11 protein-coding genes and 2 riboswitches are annotated in these 18,686 nt (G+C 38.5%); of the genes, 7 read left to right on the top strand and 4 right to left on the bottom strand.

Annotated features, from left to right (window positions below):
* Positions 1-84 precede the first annotated feature (84 nt).
* The 5 genes from MKX82_RS19655 to MKX82_RS19635 all read left to right on the top strand — a co-directional run bounded on the left by MKX82_RS19655 (position 85) and on the right by MKX82_RS19635 (position 9,514).
* Positions 85-909, top strand: a complete 825-nt coding sequence (locus MKX82_RS19655; RefSeq protein ID WP_282581410.1) for a methyl-accepting chemotaxis protein — start codon at positions 85-87, stop codon at positions 907-909.
* A gap of 162 nt (positions 910-1,071) precedes the next feature.
* Positions 1,072-1,171: riboswitch (cyclic di-GMP riboswitch) on the top strand.
* Positions 1,172-1,255: 84 nt separating this feature from the next.
* The gene (locus MKX82_RS19650) at positions 1,256-6,658 is read left to right on the top strand and encodes an OmpL47-type beta-barrel domain-containing protein (RefSeq protein ID WP_341079261.1); all 5,403 of its coding nucleotides are present in this window, start codon (positions 1,256-1,258) and stop codon (positions 6,656-6,658) included.
* Between the two features lie 165 nt (positions 6,659-6,823).
* Positions 6,824-7,008: riboswitch (Lysine riboswitch) on the top strand.
* 104 nt (positions 7,009-7,112) lie between these two features.
* Positions 7,113-7,946 (top strand): transporter substrate-binding domain-containing protein, encoded by an 834-nt coding sequence (locus tag MKX82_RS19645; RefSeq protein ID WP_233316075.1) that lies wholly within the window; start codon positions 7,113-7,115, stop codon positions 7,944-7,946.
* A 64-nt stretch (positions 7,947-8,010) separates the two neighbouring features.
* Positions 8,011-8,757, top strand: coding sequence for an amino acid ABC transporter permease (locus MKX82_RS19640; protein WP_233316074.1), 747 nt, complete (start codon positions 8,011-8,013; stop codon positions 8,755-8,757).
* Positions 8,758-8,773: 16 nt separating this feature from the next.
* Positions 8,774-9,514, top strand: coding sequence for an amino acid ABC transporter ATP-binding protein (locus MKX82_RS19635; RefSeq protein WP_233316073.1), 741 nt, complete (start codon positions 8,774-8,776; stop codon positions 9,512-9,514).
* 46 nt (positions 9,515-9,560) lie between these two features.
* Here MKX82_RS19635 and acsA read toward each other — a convergent pair whose 3' ends face one another.
* Positions 9,561-11,270, bottom strand: a complete 1,710-nt coding sequence (gene acsA, locus MKX82_RS19630; protein ID WP_341079257.1) for an acetate--CoA ligase — start codon at positions 11,268-11,270, stop codon at positions 9,561-9,563.
* Between the two features lie 232 nt (positions 11,271-11,502).
* Here acsA and MKX82_RS19625 point away from each other — a divergent pair, with 232 nt between their 5' ends.
* On the top strand, positions 11,503-12,498 hold the full coding sequence (locus tag MKX82_RS19625) for a DUF3231 family protein (protein ID WP_341079255.1): 996 nt from the start codon (positions 11,503-11,505) through the stop codon (positions 12,496-12,498).
* Positions 12,499-12,529: 31 nt separating this feature from the next.
* Here MKX82_RS19625 and MKX82_RS19620 read toward each other — a convergent pair whose 3' ends face one another.
* The 3 genes from MKX82_RS19620 to guaC form a co-directional block, all read right to left on the bottom strand.
* Positions 12,530-13,432: a Gfo/Idh/MocA family protein gene (locus tag MKX82_RS19620; RefSeq protein ID WP_341079252.1), complete on the bottom strand. Its 903-nt coding sequence runs from the start codon at positions 13,430-13,432 to the stop codon at positions 12,530-12,532.
* A 237-nt stretch (positions 13,433-13,669) separates the two neighbouring features.
* Positions 13,670-16,342 carry a DUF4084 domain-containing protein gene (locus MKX82_RS19615; protein WP_233316069.1) on the bottom strand — a complete coding sequence of 891 codons (2,673 nt, stop codon included), beginning with the start codon at positions 16,340-16,342 and terminating at the stop codon, positions 13,670-13,672.
* Positions 16,343-16,582: 240 nt separating this feature from the next.
* Positions 16,583-17,566, bottom strand: a complete 984-nt coding sequence (gene guaC / locus MKX82_RS19610; protein ID WP_237942125.1) for a GMP reductase — start codon at positions 17,564-17,566, stop codon at positions 16,583-16,585.
* A 283-nt stretch (positions 17,567-17,849) separates the two neighbouring features.
* Here guaC and MKX82_RS19605 point away from each other — a divergent pair, with 283 nt between their 5' ends.
* Positions 17,850-18,524, top strand: coding sequence for a DUF975 family protein (locus MKX82_RS19605; RefSeq protein ID WP_341079248.1), 675 nt, complete (start codon positions 17,850-17,852; stop codon positions 18,522-18,524).
* Positions 18,525-18,686: the final 162 nt, after the last annotated feature.

The raw sequence follows: 18,686 nt of genomic DNA, 5'->3' as shown, positions 1-18,686 counted from the left end.
ATAAATAAACAAATCTGCTTTATTATTGGGTAAATTTACCGATATAATACATAGAATTTGTTTAAATAAAGGGGTTTTATATAATTGGATAACGTACAGGCATTTATAGCTTCTATACCATACTGGAAAATTATTATGAAAGAAGAAGTAATGATTACTGTTTTTGATCATGAAAAATACTTATACTACTCTCCGAGTTCTGATTTAAACTTTCATCACAAACCAGGGGATTCCTTGCCACCGTCATATTTAAATTATGCAATGGTGAACAAGTCAGGTACTACAATAGTGAAAGTACCAGAAGCTGAGTTTGGTATTCCTTTTGACAGCATTTCTTTTCCAATTAAAGATGATAATGGTACAGTTGTCGCAGCGGTAAATGCCGCAATCAGCACGAAGAAGCAAGAAATGTTTAAGCAAATAGTCACGGACATGGATACTATTGCTGATTCCTTATTAGGGAAAGTTCAGCAGATTGCTGCTCATTCAGAAGAATTATCAGCAACAGCTGAACAAATCTCCGAGAATACAAAGGAAACAGTAGAGCAGTCCACACAAATTACTGGTGTTACTGGAATGATTAAAGGAATCAGTGAACAGACAAATCTGCTTGGACTTAATGCAGCAATTGAGGCTGCAAGAGTAGGCAGCGCTGGTGCAGGGTTTGGTGTTGTAGCAACAGAAGTGAGACGTCTTGCTATCGATTCAAAAAATGCAACTGTCAACATTGAAGAGACATTAAACAAGATCAAAGAATCAATTGAGCAAATGCAGGATGACTTTACTGATATAGCGAAATCCTCTCATGAGGAAGCAGCTCTTGTTACAGAATTTATGTCAGAAATCGAGAATTTGACGGCTACATCTAATAAACTGAAGAAATATATGGAAGAATTTATTATGCAATAACCGCTGGCTTGGGACTTTATAGTTCCAGGCTTTTTATTTCTTTTAATCTGCTGAAAAATTTTCTTGTATTATTTAATAGTCCTATTATACTATTTAGGTGAAGAGGTGGTAAAAAAGTACTGGTTAACAAACTTTTTTAACATTTTAGTAATAAAAAATTAAAAGTGAAAAGGGCAAATCATGGGAAACTGTGAGACGCAAAGCTATGGGCCTAATACATATCATTTGTTCAAAAGTGATATGATGGCAGCCGGTTACCACAAGAAGTCATAGTTGGCATTTTTCTATGGACCTTCTGCGGGTCTTTTTTTATTGTCCTTTTTTACAAGAAGGGTAGGAATATCGGATGAGGGGAAAATCTATATTTTTAAAGTCTTTTTTATTGTTAACGCTCCTTGTATACCAGTTGGCTTTTCCAGTTGGAGCAATAAAGGCAGCCGCAAATGAAACCATCTTGCCTCCGAGCAATCTTGCTTATCAATCATCTTCACCAGATGATGGGAAATTGACATGGAGTGCAGTATACGGTGCAACTGGATATAAAGTTTATGAAATTAAGGACGGTCAGTTAACATTGCTTGGCACGACTTCAGCAGTAAATTACAGCGTAAACGATCTTCCTGAGGGAGCATACAGGTACGTTGTTGCCACAGTAACGAATGATGGCGAGTCAGGGCCTTCTGCACCAGTGAGTACAGAAATAATATATCCAGATATGCAGACTCCGACAAACATTGTGTCAACAGTGAAAAATGGGAATGATATTGTGCTTTCTTGGCAAGCAGCAACTTATGCAGAAAAGTATAATATTTATATAACAAAATCTGGACAGAAATCTTTGCTGACATCAACGACAGCAAGGTCATATACAATTGAAAAGGCAGAAGAAGGAGCATACTCTTACTCTGTGTCAGCTTATAATTCCCTTTATGGAGAATCTCCAGAAAGTGAGCCGGTTAGTGTTGAGTTGGTTCATCCTGTGTTAAAGGAACCAGAAAATCTGACATTTACTATCACAAATGGAACAGATGTTAACCTAAAATGGCAAGCATCAGATTATGCAACAAGTTATAAAATTTATGAAGTAAAGGACGGTCAGCTTGAACTGCTGAAGACTGTTGCTGGTACAAGTGCTTCTTTTACAAATTTGCCAGCGGGAAATTATATTTATAAAGTTTTTGCATTCAGTGACCGATTTGGGGAATCGATTGAGGGCAGTCAAGCAGAGGTAGAAGTGAGTTCTATCGTTATGACAGGTCCTGAAAATGCTGCCTATAAAATACAAAATACAAATGATGTTGTCTTTAGCTGGAATACAGTTCCATATGCTAATGCTTATAAAATCTATGAAATAGTAGATGGTGAAAAAATATTAAAGACAACGGTAAAGGGCACAACAGCAACATTATCAAAGCTTGCCGGTGGCAGTCACGAATACGAAATATATTCATACAGTGATAGATTTGGTGAGTCTGAAACAGCCTCAAAACTATCATTCAGCATAGAAACAGTAGCGGTGAATCCTCCGGAAGGACTAACTTATAAAGTCCAAAATGGGAACGATATTGTTTTAAATTGGTCTGCAGCAGAGAATGCAACTAATTATAAAATTTATCAAATCATAGACGGAGAAAAAATAGTAAAAAGCACTGTGACAGGAACAGCTGTTACCTATACGAATCTAGCAGCGGGAAGCTATCAGTTTGAGGTCCATACAAACAGTACAAGATTTGGTGAATCAGAAAACGGAACATTAGTGTCGATACAGCTAGATGAAGTGAAGCTTGCGGCACCTGAGGAGCTTTCTTATGAACTGAAAAATGGAAATGACGCTGTGCTGACTTGGAAGCAGGTTGAAAATGCAGCCAGCTATAAAGTCTATCAGGTCATTGATGGGAAGAGAACATTAAAAGCAACGGTTTCCAACACAACAGCAACAATTACGAATTTGCCTGAAGGAGATAATTCGTTTGAGGTATATGCTTACAACAGCCGCTTTGGTGAGTCAGAAAAAGCAGCAGTGCTCAGCATTCCAGTTATTTATCCGAAGCTTGCGCCACCATCAGAATTAGCGCAGACAATATTAAATCCTTCTGCCTTCACACTCAGCTGGAATCAAGCAGAATATGCCTCTAGCTATCGAGTCTATCAGCTCATAAATGGCGAGAAAGTATTGAAGAGCAATGTGAACGGAACAAGTGTAACCTATTCTAATATTCAGCCAGGAACATATAAGTATGAAGTTTATTCCTATTCATCTCGTTTTGGTGAATCAGAAGAAGGAAAAGTACTTGAGGTGACGCTTAGCGGACAGGTACTCGCAGCTCCTGAGGATGTCACTTATACTATTGCAAATGGAAATGATCTTACTCTGAAATGGAAATCGGTTCAATATGCAAATGGATATAAGATTTATAAATTATTGGACGGAGAAGAGACATTAGAACGCACAGTAACAGGCACAAGTGTAACCCTCACTAATGTATCAGAAGGGGATTTCCATTATGTTATAAAAGCCTACTCCAACCTGTTTGGAGAGTCACCTGTTGGCGGAGAAGCAAAGGATACACTCAACTATCCAGAAATGGCACAGCCCCAAAACGTGACGAAAACTGTTACTAACGGAAATGATATTACATTGAAGTGGAATGCTGTTACTTATGCAAAGGGCTATAATATTTATCAATACAAAGATGGCGAGAAAGAGCTTGTACGCACAGTAACAGGCACAAGTGCTGTATTTTCCAATATGCCTGAAGGGGAGTATCTATATATTATTCATTCCTTCAGCGATCGTTTTGGAGAGTCAGCAGAAGGAAGTACAGCGGAATTTAACCTAACTTGGCCGATTATGCAGGCACCAGGGAATCTAACAAAAACGATCAGCAATGGAAATGATATTACTTTAAGATGGAATAGTGTTACGTATGCAAAAGAATACCGGATTTACCAAATAGCTGAAGGGGAGAAAACCTTAGTCAAAAAGACAACAGGTACATCTGCGTCCTTCACAGACATGCCAGAGGGCGATTATGAGTATGTTGTATATTCATACAGTGACCGCTTCGGGGAATCACCAGAAGGAAGCACACTTACATTTAATGTAGTGTGGCCGATTATGCAGGCTCCAGAAAATTTAACGAAAACAATCGCAAACGGCAATGACATTGTTCTGAAATGGAATGCATCTGCCTATGCAAAAAATTATAAAATCTACCAAGTTATTGATGGTGAGAAAGTGTTGCAAAGCACAGTAACAGGAACATCAGTAACATATAAAGATATGGCTGAAGATGACTATACATTTATTGTGCAATCGTACAGCGACCGTTTTGGAGATTCACCAGAGGAGAGTACGCTTACGTTCAATTTAACATGGCCGACTGTGCAAGTACCAGTGGTCAGCGGCAGTGTCTTTAATGCAAACAATATCACTCTCTCATGGAAAGCAGCGGATTGGGCTAATAGCTATAAAGTATATGAAGTGATAGAGGGGGAAAGAAAGCTTTTATACAGCGGAACGGCGCTTACTTATAAAGTTTATAATCTCTCAGAAGATACGCACACTTTTGAAGTGACAGCATACAGCAATCGTTTCGGTGAGTCTTTACCGTCTGAATCGTTCGTTCAGACAATTGTCTATCCAGTAATGGAAGCACCAAAGGCATCACTAACATTGCTGAGTGAGACAAGTGCGAGAATTACTTGGGACTTTGTCACATATGCTAATGGCTATAATATTTACGAAATTATAAATGGCAAGCCAGTTTTGCTTGTTGAGAACTTGAATAATTTATCGTACGAACTGAAAAACCTGACTCTTGCTAATCATGAATATTATGTCACTTCATACAGCAATTCCTTTGGAGAGTCTAAACCTTCAGAGACGGTTATCGCAAAGCTTATTGTAGATACACAGGCACCTGAGACAAAGAGCAATGCACCTGCTCATTGGATTAATGAAAATTTTTCTGTCCTTTTAGAAGCTGAAGATGATGAAAGCGGAGTAGCGAATACTTATTACTCCTTAAATGAGGGCATTATTCAGGCAGGTACATCAGTCTATATCGACCAAGAAGGCGTTAATAAGCTTAGCTTTAATTCATTGGATAAAGCAGGAAATATGGAAGAAGTGAAAACTGTCTATATTAAACTGGATAAGACGTCACCTGTAACTACAATTAGTGAAATGCCTGCATATGCACAAATAGTAGATGTGCAGCTGACAAGCTCAGACTCATTGAGCGGTGTTGATAAAACATACTATTCAATCAATGGCTCTGATTATGTTGAGGGAACAAGCTTTTCGGTAGAGAAAGAAGGAACAAATGAAATCTTCTATTATTCTGTCGACGCTGCAGGCAATAAAGAAGAAGTAAAAACAGCACAAGTAAAAATAGATAAGTCAGCACCAGCTACTGAAGCCAATATAAAAGACGGTTGGGCAAATAAAGAGGTGGCAGTCACATTAACTGCAAAAGATGAGATGAGTGGAGTTGTAAAAACATACTACTCTATCAACGGCTCAGAGTATGCGGAGGGAACAGACTTTACAGTGGAGAAAGAAGGAACAAATGAAATCTCCTATTATTCTGTCGACACTGCAGGCAATAAAGAGGAAGTAAAAACAGCACAAGTAAAGATAGACAAGTCAGCACCAGCTACTGAAGCCAATATTAAAGACGGTTGGGCAAATAAAGAGGTGGCAGTCACATTAACTGCAAAAGATGAGATGAGTGGAGTTGTAAAAACATACTACTCTATCAATGGCTCAGAGTATGCGGAGGGAACAGACTTTACAGTGGAGAAAGAAGGAACAAATGAAATCTCCTATTATTCTGTCGACACTGCAGGCAATAAAGAGGAAGTAAAAACAGCACAAGTAAAGATAGACAAGTCAGCTCCAGCCACTGAAGCCAATATTAAAGACGGTTGGGCAAATAAAGAGGTAGCAGTCACATTAACTGCAAAAGATGAAATGAGTGGAGTTGTAAAAACATACTACTCTATCAACGGCTCAGAGTATGCGGAGGGAACAGCCTTTACAGTGGAGAAAGAAGGAACAAATGAAATCTCCTATTACTCTGTCGATGCTGCTGGCAATAATGAAGAAGTGCAAACAGCAGAAGTCAAGATAGACAAGTCAGCACCAGACCTTACAATCCATAAACAATCTCTTTATGAACTTGGCACAAAATTTGTACTGGATTATGATGCCAGTGATGATCTATCAGGAATAACGACTGAAATTGCTGTTATTAATGGGAAAACGTATAAAAAAGGTGATGCCGTTCAACTTAACGAGCCTGGCGAATATAAGATAAGTGTAAGTTTGACAAACGGTGCTGGGCTGACAACTGTAAAGGAAGAGACAATTAAAGTTTATGTCCCTATATCACTTGAAGTGTTGCCAAAAGTGATTAAAGGGAATAAAGGTACCTTTACGGTGAAGGCAACTTTGCCGAAAAAATATCAATCCTTAAAGTTTGATGTATCATCGATTAGACTGAATGGAATTGCTCCTAAATTAGACAGCAAAGGCCTAATATTGCAGGCAGAAAAAGGCCAGTTCAAATTTGATCGAGAGGATTTTGACTGGGAATCAGGGGATGTAGAACTTGTGCTTAGCGGCTATCTAAATAATAAGATTTATGTAGTTGGCCAGACAACAGCAGAAGCGAAAGATTGCAGCTATAAGGGCAATTGTCTTTTCTGTTGTTTCTTCGATTGGCTCTGGTGTATAAAGTAGGTCTTTAGATGTATAAATCAAACAGAAATGGATATAGTAAAAAAGGCAGAAAACGCGTTCTGTCACAGAATTTCCAATATATTCACGGGAAAACGAGGTTGACAGATTTAGCAGCATCATGTAGCCTAAAAGATATAACTGAATGAATTAGACCTCACTTTTTTTCAGTGAGGTAGAGGCGCGATATTTAACAGTCTTTAAGCGGAGCTTGAGAATGCAATGATGCTAAAGAGAAGGAAATATCGCCGAAGTGAGCAATAGATCTCAGGTATTGCTTGCTGGGTCTGCAGTTAATAGCTGCAGGACTGTCTCAATAAACTCCCAGTTTATTGAGTTGTGCTATCTCAATTGGAAACAAAGAGAGGACTTTAGGGCAACTATAATATTGCGACCTGAGTGTATCTCAGGTCGCTTTTTATTTAGGCGCCTAACAGACCATGTGGAGGGAAAACAAATGAAGAAAAAAGCACCATTTTTATTTTTATTGTTGCTTTCAGCTATTATTCTCTTAGCTGGGTGCGGGACAAGCAATGGGTCCGGATCCGGGGATGATGCAGATACATTTAAAGTAGGACTAGAAGCAGGCTATGCACCATTCAACTGGACACAAAACGATGATTCCAACGGAGCAGTCAAAATAGACGGCACTTCAGAATATGCGGGCGGCTATGATGTAGAAGTTGCGAAAAAAATCGCTGATGGTTTAGGCAAAAAACTAGTAATTGTCAAAACGGAGTGGGATGGACTTGTTCCAGCACTTACTTCAGGTAAAATTGATGCAATTATTGCAGGTATGTCTCCTACCGAAGAGCGTAAACAAACAATTGACTTTACAGATAACTATTACAAGTCCAACTTGGTGATGGTTGTTAAAAAAGGTGGTAAATATGATGGCGCAACATCTATCCAAGACTTTAAAGGCGCCAAAGTGACAGCACAGCTGAATACTTTCCATTACTCTGTTATTGACCAAATTAAAGGTGTTTCTAAACAGACGGCAATGGATAACTTCCCGTCAATGCGTGTTGCTCTTGAGTCAGGTGTAATTGATGGATATGTATCAGAGCGTCCAGAGGCAGTTAGTGCTTCCAATGCAAATGATAACTTTGCAATGGTTGAATTTAAAGATGGCTTTGAAACATCAGAAGATGATACAGCCATTGCTGTAGGGCTTAAAAAAGACAGTGATCTTAAAGATAAAATCAATGAAATATTAAAAGGCATCTCAGAAGAAGACCGTACGAAAATCATGGATGATGCAATTGTAAACCAACCTGCAGCAAAATAATGATAACATAAGACCGGCTGTCTTTTTGTGCAGTCGGTTTTATGATGAATAATGGAGGAAAACGATGAGTTTTGAATGGATAGTAAAAATTATTTCCGAAAACTGGCCGATGTTTCTTCGCGGTGCAGGCATGACGCTTTACATCGCATTAATAGGTACAATTATTGGGGCAGTTATCGGTTTAGTCGCTGGAATTGTCCGCACAATACCTGTGCCGGAGCGCGGCTTTAAAAAATTTATTCTAAAAGTTATTAATATCATACTTTCTATATATATTGAGATTTTCCGCGGAACGCCTATGATTGTACAAGCAATGGTCATTTACTATGGTTCTGCATTAGCTTTCAACATCGATATGAATGTAATGTTTGCAGCGGTAATTGTTGTATCCATTAATACGGGAGCATATATGGCAGAAATCGTCCGCGGTGGAATCGTGTCTGTTGAGAAGGGACAGTTTGAGGCAGCTCAAGCAGTCGGCATGAATCATTTCCAAACAATGATGAATGTTGTCTTGCCGCAAGTAGTCCGCAACATCCTGCCGGCAACAGGTAACCAGTTCGTCATTAATATTAAAGATACGTCTGTACTAAACGTTATTTCCGTTTCCGAACTGTTTTTCATGACAAAATCTGTTGCAGGCAATAACTTTAGATATTTTGAATCATTCTTTGTAGCATGTATCATCTACTTTGTGATGACATTTATTGTTACGAGAATATTGCTTTACTTCGAAAGAAAATTAGAAGGACCAGATAACTACAAAATGCTTGGCGAGGAATTGGATGCACAGCCAGGAATGAAGCAATAAAGAAGGAGGAGAGACAATGGAAAAAGTCATAGATATTCAGCATTTAAGCAAAGCCTTTGGCAGCCATGAAGTGTTAAAGGACATTGACTTCTCAGTAAATAAAGGAGAAGTTGTCAGCATTATTGGCTCTTCAGGTTCCGGAAAATCGACCCTTCTTCGCTGTATCAACATTTTAGAAAAGCCAAGCGGTGGTCAAATCATCTTTAATGGAGAGAATATCCTTGATGATAAACATGATATATTTGCTTATCGAAGAAGATTAGGAATGGTGTTCCAGCAATTCAATCTCTTTAATAACCATAATGTTTTAAGCAATTGTGTGGTAGGTCAAATCAAGGTGTTGAAGCGTTCAAAGGCGGAAGCAGAGAAGATAGCGATGAAGTATTTGAAGGTCGTTGGTATGGATCGCTATATAAATGCCAAACCAAAACAGCTGTCAGGCGGACAGAAACAGCGTGTTGCTATTGCTAGAGCGTTGTCAATGGAGCCAGATGTTCTGCTTTTTGATGAACCTACTTCAGCGCTTGACCCAGAAATGGTTGGAGAAGTATTGAAAGTAATGAAGGAGCTTGCTGAGTCAGGACTTACAATGCTGATCGTAACACATGAGATGGAGTTTGCAAGAGAGGTATCTGACCGTATCGTATTTATGGACAAAGGGGTTATTGCAGAGCAGGGAACTCCTGAGCAAATCTTCCTGAACCCAACTCAAGAGCGCACAAAGGAATTCTTGAAGCGCACATTAAAAGAAGCCTAAGAATCAAAAATCGCACCCCAATTGCAGACAATTGGGGTGCTTTTTATTAATCATCCAATGTTGATAAATCACCAGTAGGCAAACCAAGCTCCCAAGCTTTCAAGACGCGGCGCATTATTTTACCGCTTCTTGTTTTAGGAATCTTTTGGCAAAATTCAATCTCTCTTGGTGCTGCATGTGCCGCCAAACCTGTTTTCACAAACTGGCGTATTTCCTCTTTTAGTTGGTCTGATTCTGTATACCCATCAGCAAGAGCTACAAAGGCTTTAATAATTTCCCCTCTAATAGGATCGGGTTTGCCAATGACACCCGCTTCAGCAACAGCCGGATATTCAATCAGTTTGCTTTCAACTTCAAATGGCCCGACCCTTTCTCCCGCTGTCATAATGACATCATCCACACGTCCCTGGAACCAGAAGTACCCATCCTCGTCTACATAAGCACTGTCACCTGAGATATACCAATCAGAGACAGGGAAGTAGCTGTCATACTTTTCTTGGTTATTCCAAACGGTGTGCATGAGGGAAGGCCAGCCTTTTTTTATTGCAAGATTCCCCATCTGATTAGGAGGCAGAATATTACCATCATCATCAAGAATGGCTGCTTCTATGCCAGGAAGCGGCTTCCCCATTGACCCTAGCTTCATTTCCAAGCATGGGTAATTACATATAAGCTGTGCTCCAGTTTCTGTCATCCACCAAGTATCATGAATTCTTTGCTTGAAGGCTGTTGCCCCCCAGCGAATTACTTCTGGATTTAATGGTTCTCCCACGCTTAAGACATGCCTTAAGGAGGAAAGATCATGGCTAGGTTCACCTGCAGCCATCAGCATTCGGAAAGATGTTGGTGCACTGTACCAAACAGTTACTCCAAAGGTTTCAATGGTCTTATACCATCCTTCAGGACTGAAGCGGCCGCCAACCACAATATTTGTCGTCCCAGTTAGCCAAGGACCAAAAATACCATATGACGTTCCTGTTACCCAGCCTGGGTCAGCTGTGCACCAATAAATATCATCTTCCTGCAAATCTAACACCCATTTAGCTGTCTGATAATGCTGGATCATCGCATTATGGACATGTAAAATACCTTTGGGTTTGCCTGTCGAACCAGAAGTATAGTGAAGGATTAAGCCATCCTCGCGGTCCACCCATTCAATATCAAGTTGATCAGATGCTTCCTGGAAATACTTTTGGTAGTCAAGATAATGATTATTTTCCTCAATATTTTCCCCGACAAGGAAGATGGTTTTTAAGGCGGGAAGATCTTTGACAGGCACTCTCTTAACTAACTCCGGTGTTGTGACGAGAACACTCGCTGAGCTGTCATATAGGCGATCTTTAACCGCATCCTCCATGAATGCCTCAAATAAAGGGCCGACAATTGCACCGATTTTAATTGCTCCTAATAAGGCGAAATAAAGCTCTGGTGAGCGGGGCATAAAGATGAAAACACGGTCACCCTTTTTTACATTTGCTTTATCTCTTAAAACATTGCCAGCCTTATTGGTCAGCTGCTTTAAGTCGCCAAATGTGTATGTCTCATTTCGTGTGCTGCTGAGGTAGCAAAGGGCTGGTTTATCCTTTTTTGAACCTTCTGCGTGTCGGTCGACCGCTTCATAAGCCAAGTTGACTTTTCCTGTTGTATGCCATGAAAAATGCTCTTCTGCTTGTTGCCATTGAAATTGTTCATACATCACATCATAGTTTTCAAGATTATAATTGCCTTCAACAGGTGGAAACGCTTCCATTTTCATAGGATAAATCATCCTTCCTCTCAAGTCTTGGACTTACTCGGAAATGCTGTTTAAAACCACATACACAATTTTAATGATGAAAACGCTTTATTATGACTATTTTATAAAAAAGTATCAAAATGATTCAATAGCCAAATTAACTAGTTTATGTATTTTTTTAGCTCAACAGCAAACAATGATAGTAATTAAGAATGAGTACAGCAGGCGGAAACTAAATAATGGAGGAATGGAAATGCAAAATAACCCTTCGATTACGTCATCAGAAATTGGCGTACTTTGGATGACATATCAACAAAAAACAATGATTATCAGTATGCTGGAATATCTCATTAATAAAGCAGAGGATCCAAAGGCAAAAGATATAATGACTGATTTATATAAGGAAACAAAACCGTATTGTGAAAAAATAAGAAAAATTTACGAAAAAGAAAAGCTGCCTGTACCGGTAGGGTTTAACAGTGAAGATGTGAACCCTGAAGCCCCAAAGCTGTTCGATAATGGGTTCGACATTATGTTTATCAGACTCATAAAAGAAATCAGCATGGGCATGCATACACTCAATCTGACGATGGCTTATCGGAGTGACATCATGCAGCTGTTTAGAGAGATGACGATAATAACACAAAAGTACTATGACCGGTGCACATCTTACTTGCTTGAAAAAGGTCTGCTTCCGCGCGCCCCATATGTAGCTGTCGAAGAAGGGGTCGAATTTGTAAATGAAAAGAGTTATTTAAGTGGAAGCAATTTGTTTAATGAAAAAAGATCGTTAAATACAGTGGAAATTTCCCATATGTACCATGCAGTTGAAACAAACTTGATTGGAATGCAGGTAATCAACGGTTTTTCCCAGTGCGCGAAGGAAAAAGAGATTAGTCAGTACTTTGCTAAAGGAGGGGAGCTTGCCAAGGAAATTGCCACAAGCCTGGGAGATATTATCTTAAAGAATGACACCCAGCTTCCTGGGCTTTCAGGAGGGAATGTGACAACATCTACGGTAGCGCCTTTTTCAGATAAAATTATGATGTATTGTATCAGCTTATTTTGCAGTTTTTCCTTAGGTGGGAATTCACTTGGAACTGCCTTTAGCTTAAGAAATGATCTGCCTGTCAAGTTTTCAATTGTCATGAAGGATGTATTTGAATATGCCCATGAAGGTGCAAAGCTTATGATTAAATATGGCTGGATGGAAGAGCCGCCGCAAACAAGTAAAATAAAAACAAAATAATTAAAAGCAGACAGCTGGCAGCTGTCTGCTTTTAATTATTAATGCGTTGAACAATTTGCTCGCAAATAAGATGTGTTATAAGAGAATCCTCTATCGACGGATCAGGTATCTGTTCATTTGCTACACAGTCAAGAAAATGATCGGTAATTTGGTGAAAACCCCGTTTAAATAATGTAGGCTCCCAATCGCCAAATTTCGTCACATTCATTTGTTTATGATGATAATGAACGGTTTCAACAAGACTGCTAACAACATATTTGTGAAGACCAGTATGATACTCGATTATTTCCTCTGTTACTCCACCATTTCGATTCATGATTCCGATGGCAATGCAGTTTTTGCCGATAAGCTGAACGATGAGCTGGTTGAGGGTTTCATCAGTCTTAGAGCTCTCGACATTAACTGCAATGACTTCTTCATCCATTAAAAAGCGCAAGGTATCAACAACATGGATGAAGTCTTCTACCACCACTTTTCTTGGGATATCGGGCAATGCAAAGCGGTTTTTTTGCATTAATATTAAATTAGCTTTGCCTTTTTCCTTTAAGCTTGCCACCATAGGAATAAATCGGCGATTAAAGCCGACCATTGCAATTAGTCCATATTTATGTGCAAGCTCGACTATTCTCTCTGTTTCATGCAGATATAAAGACACTGGTTTGTCTATATACACATGGATTCCGTGCTGAAGCAATAGTTCGGCTGTTTGGAAATGAGCCTCTGTTATTGTGGAGATAAAAGCAGCTTCTATGTTTTTTAATAGCAGCTCCTCAACTGTTTGCACTCTATCCTGAATTCGATATTTTTCAGCAAGCTTTTGGAGTACAGCTTCATTCCTAGTACAGAGTACTAATTCTATATTTTCTCGTTCTGTCAGAACAGGCAGATAAGCCTTCTTAGCAATATCACCTAATCCAATTACTCCAACCCTCATCTTCATCGTCCTCCAAGTAATTAGTTACTTTGCTTTTAAGTATAAAACAAATAGAACTATAACAAAAAAGGGCTTGAGACAAAATAAAATATAGCCTATCGAAATACGAATAATAAAATTACAGCTAAATTTAAAAAATGAAGCTTGTGACTAAATAGAATATGGCTTTAAAATTAGTTCGTTTCATTGCGCTCCAGCCATTCGCTTTACATACTTAATTCCCAGCCCTCTGGTGAATCAGTCACTTATAGATAAATCAGGCTGCCTGTTTAGCAAATCTTCCATTTCACTGCTTCCACAAGGTCTTCCGAAAAGATAGCCTTGCATAGCATGGCAATTAATTGATTTCAGAAGCAATGCTTGATTTACTTCTTCTACACCTTCTGCAAGTACATCTAAGTTTAAGTTTTGTGCAAGATCAACAATGGAAGAGATAATGGTTTCCTTAGATTTATTTTCCTCGAGCTTATTTATGAACTCTTTTGCAATTTTCACTGTATTAATTGGAAACTCAGCTAGATAGGAAAGGGAGGAATAGCCTGTCCCAAAATCATCAATAGAGATAGTTACACCTAATGCTTTTAATGCATGTAGTTTAGGCAGAACTGCTTGTAAATTATTAATAGCAGTTTGTTCTGTGATCTCTAAATCTAAAAAGGAGGAATCTAATTTAGAGATAGCTAATGCTTGTTCTACATTGGTCAAAAGATTTTCCTGATAAAATTGTTTCGGAGAAAGGTTAACTCCCATTTTTAAATAGTAGCCTTTATCATGCCATTTTTTTGCTTGTTTGCAAGCCTCCATTAACACCCATGCACCGAGTTTGTGTATAAAGCCTGACTCTTCAGCGATTGGGATAAATTCACCTGGCAGCAACAGACCAAGCTGTGGGTGCTTCCAGCGGATGAGCGCCTCTGTGCCAGTAATTTTTCCTGCAGATAAATCCATTAATGGTTGATAATGAAGGAAAAACTCCTTGTTCTCTAAAGCATAAGGCATATCCTTTTCTAATAACAGTTTTCTCGTATAAGCTTTTGCTGCATCAGAATAAAATAAATAACAGCCTTTGCCGTTCTCTTTTACTTGATACATTGCTGTGTCTGCTTTTTTCATTAATTCAACAGAAGTCGTGCCATGATCAGGGTAGAGGGCGACCCCAATGCTTGGTGTACTTATGAGCTGGTGGCCGTTGATATCATGAGGGAGCTTTAATGATTTTAGCAGCTCCTTAACGTATTGCTCTGCACTCTCTTTAGTTGTTTCTTTTAGGACAATAGTAAATTCATCGCCGCCTTGTCTAGCTGCCAGATCTGCCAGGGGAAGACTGTTCTTAATTCTGCTTGCTACAGAGAGTAAGAGTTTATCGCCAATATCATGCCCTAAAGTATCATTGATGCTTTTGAACTTATCTAAGTCGACAAATATGACTGCAAGCTGTTCCTTCCTTTCCTGTGCTTTTTCGATTGCCTCAAGGAGATAGGACTCAAATCTTGCTCTATTTGCCAAGCCTGTCAATGGATCATGAAAAGCAAGAAACTGAATTTTTGCCTCGTTTTTTTTGAATGCAGTAATATCTCTGCCGATGCCAAAGATACCGACAATCTTATTTTTTACGACAATGGGAATATTAGTGATGCTGTAATAACCATGACCATATTGGCTATTGATGGCAACTTCATAAACTTGAGGAATGCCTTTTCGCACCTTTTCATAATGTTTTAGAATTTCGTCTTCCTTCGACATTAAGAATGTTGTGCTAGCCAAGCCTTTAATATTTTCATTTGCCATTCCAAGCATTCTTGTCCCAGCATTATTCACGCTCACAAAGTTTCCATCTAAGTCCATAGAAAAGGCAGCATCTGGATGGTAATCAAAAAGAGATTGATAATGCTGTTTATTTAATTCAGCCTTTTCTGTTTGTTCATAAAGGCTGTTAACAAGCCGTCTGTTTTCCGTGATAATCAGGATTTGTCTTAATAGAACAAGCAGAATGGAAACGCTTGTCCCAATTGTTAATGCGTCCATGCCTTCTGAATTTGTAATCATAAAAATAAACAAGATGATGACATTAACATATGGCATGGCTGTGCGAAGAACATCCCGCTGCATGAAATTACTTTTTCGTACTTCTATCTTTTTCTGCGGAGCATTTCTATATAAATTGCCAGTAAATCCGACAAGCAGTGTACCTAACAAGAATAATGGATCAACAAAATCCCCAGATTGATAGCTATCATGATATTGTAAATAGAAATACCAGCTGTCTGCCAAAATATAAATTATTAATCCTGTCAAAATAAAAAAAATGCTCTGACCGGAAAGAAACGACTTTGGACCGAACAGTACGAGAATGACTCCAGCTAAAACAGCTAAATCACCGATCGGGTATGCTAGTGTTATTGCTAAAGCAAAATGTGACATTTGTGCTGAATTAATAATAGGGCTAATGATAAAATGCCAGCTGAAAGTAAATGCAACAGTCATTAAAATAGCAACATCAAATAAAAACCGGGCAACCTGCAATTTTCTTTTGACTAGTGATAGATGATATAAAAATGCGCCAAAGAAGGCAAGAACCTGTATAAAATAAAGAACATCCAAAAAGCTTGGAAATGGAATTTCCTGCTTAAGAATGTTTTCTTGGAAAAACCAAGAAACCTCTGAAAGCATATAGCTCATATTTCCGATGAACAGCAAATACCAAAACGTTTTTACAGGCTGTTCGCTTCTTTTGGCAGCATGTAAAAGCCATAAGGATGCGGCACAGCTGCCTAACACACAGAGAATGTTTGCTCCCCATGTCAGTACAGATTGATTTTCCTGAAATAAATACAACCAGATATAATAGATAACAGTAATAAGCAGAGTAAAAGTAAAACTTAATAAAGGAATTGTATTTTGTCTTTCCATAATGTAACTCCTTGATAAACTTGTGAAAGCAATACTGATAAGTAGCTTTTCCTTTCTTCATCTTATAAGATTTCCTTGGCGTTGCATACTAAATTTTAGGTGATTGTAATAATTGGAAGTGTTGTGATGTGCAAGGGGGAGAAGGATGCTAATGCCAGTCGAAAAGCGGCGAGGAATGTTTCATGTGAAACTTTTGTAAATTAAAAGAGCAAGCGTCTTAACGACAGCTTGCTCTCTTTATTAATAAACTTTGTCTCCGTTAAAGATGGAGTTTTTTACAATAACATAATCAACATTGCGGATGGCATCCAGTTTCTTTCCGCCAGCATAAGAAATAGAAGACTGCAAGTCTTGCTCCATTTCGATTAATGTATCCTGCAGGGAACCTTTATGCTCTACATACATTTTTTTGCCTTCAACGTTTTTCTTTTCGCCTTTTTGGAATTCAGAAGCAGATCCAAAATACTCTTTGAAAAGCTTTCCGTCTTTTTCAAACGTTTCTCCAGGAGATTCCTCATGACCAGCAAAAAGGGAACCAATCATGACCATGGAAGCACCAAATCGAACGGATTTCGCAATATCCCCATGTGTGCGGATACCGCCGTCAGCGATAATTGGTTTGCTCGCAGCCTTTGCACACCAGCGAAGTGCTGCTAGTTGCCAGCCGCCAGTTCCAAAGCCTGTTTTAATTTTTGTAATACATACTTTACCAGGTCCGATACCAACCTTAGTTGCATCAGCTCCTGCATTCTCCAGCTCTCTGACAGCTTCTGGTGTACCAACATTACCAGCAATAACAAAGCTTGCAGGCAAATGCTGTTTAATATGCTTAATCATTCTGATTACAGCATTAGAATGACCATGAGCAATATCTATTGTTATAAATTCAGGAACTAGGTTCTCGGAAGCAAGTTCTTCAACAAACCCATATTCCTCTTCTTTAACTCCTACACTAATTGATGCAATATATCCTTTTTGTTGCATATCCTGGATAAATGCCTTTCTAGTTTCAGGCTGGAAGCGGTGCATAATATAGAAATATCCATTTTCCGCTAAATATTCAGCAACCTTTTCATCTATTATTGTCTGCATATTTGCAGGAACAACTGGCAATCTAAAAGTATGTCCACCCAATGTTACAGATGTATCACATTCTGAACGGCTATCCACGATACATTTTGCGGGAATTAACTGTATATCTTCGTAATCAAATACGTTATCCATAGTTTACACTCCTAAATACGAATATTTTAGTATGTTTAATTAAAATTGTTCGTCCCTATGGTACTTTAACTCATTTTTAACAGTATGTCAAAGTTTTTTGATAATTATGTAGCTGATAATTTGTTCTAGCTTGGTTTCTTTTGAATACAATGTATGGGGGTACACCTAAATGATTGTAGTTTGCCTTTGTCATAAATTGACGAAGGGTGTAAATTTCCCGGGAAATTTATATACAATAATGTAAAATATTGCTGCACTTTGTCTTTTAGGAGGAGATAAATACATGAAAATAGGAACTATTAAAAAAGAAGCTTTACATGCTCTAAGAGGGAATTGGGGACCGGCAGTACTGGTAACTTTTATTGTTTTTGTTATTAGCGCTTTTGTTCCTTTAGTTTTTGAGGTGCCATTAAGCGGCGGGTTTGAGGCTTGGGTGCTGCAGGATGCAACGCCATTAGGAGCAACTATTGTGAGCACTCTCATCTCGGTGCTGCTCGTTCCGTTATCAATTGCCGTACTTTGGTACTTTTTGGACTTAGTGCGAGGGAAACTGCCTAAAGTAGCAGATATATTCCTTCCATATAAAGACCTTGGGTTAGGCTTGAAAATAATTGGTACATCCATTATGCAAAGCATATTCTTATTTCTTTGGTTTTTGCTATTATTCATACCTGGTATTATCAAATCATTGTCTTATTCGCAAACATACTATTTACTAAAGGATCATCCTGAGTATTCCGTATTTGAAGCAATAACAGAAAGCCGTAAACGAATGGTCGGCTTTAAGTGGAAGTATTTCCTTCTATATTTAAGTTTTATTGGCTGGGGATTGCTGTCTATCCTAACACTTGGCATTGGTTTTCTGTGGCTTGCACCATATATCAGCACAACGCTTGCAGTATTTTACGACAATCATATTTCAGATAAAAATAAGCATAATTTTATGGATAAGAAATGAGATCCTATTTATTGAACATGAATAACCTATAGTTACACAAATGCCTTTATAGAATTACTCGCTTTGTAAAATTAATACAAAGAAGGTTCATTCCTCTGGTAATAGTAATTTTGTGTATTAAAATATTACATATTATGCAAAATAGTTGTAATATATAGAAGT

Source organism: Niallia sp. FSL R7-0271 (assembly GCF_038005785.1).
Classification (GTDB): domain Bacteria; phylum Bacillota; class Bacilli; order Bacillales; family Cytobacillaceae; genus Niallia.
Note: the sequence above shows the minus strand (reverse complement) of the source record. Positions and strands in the feature narration are given on the sequence as shown.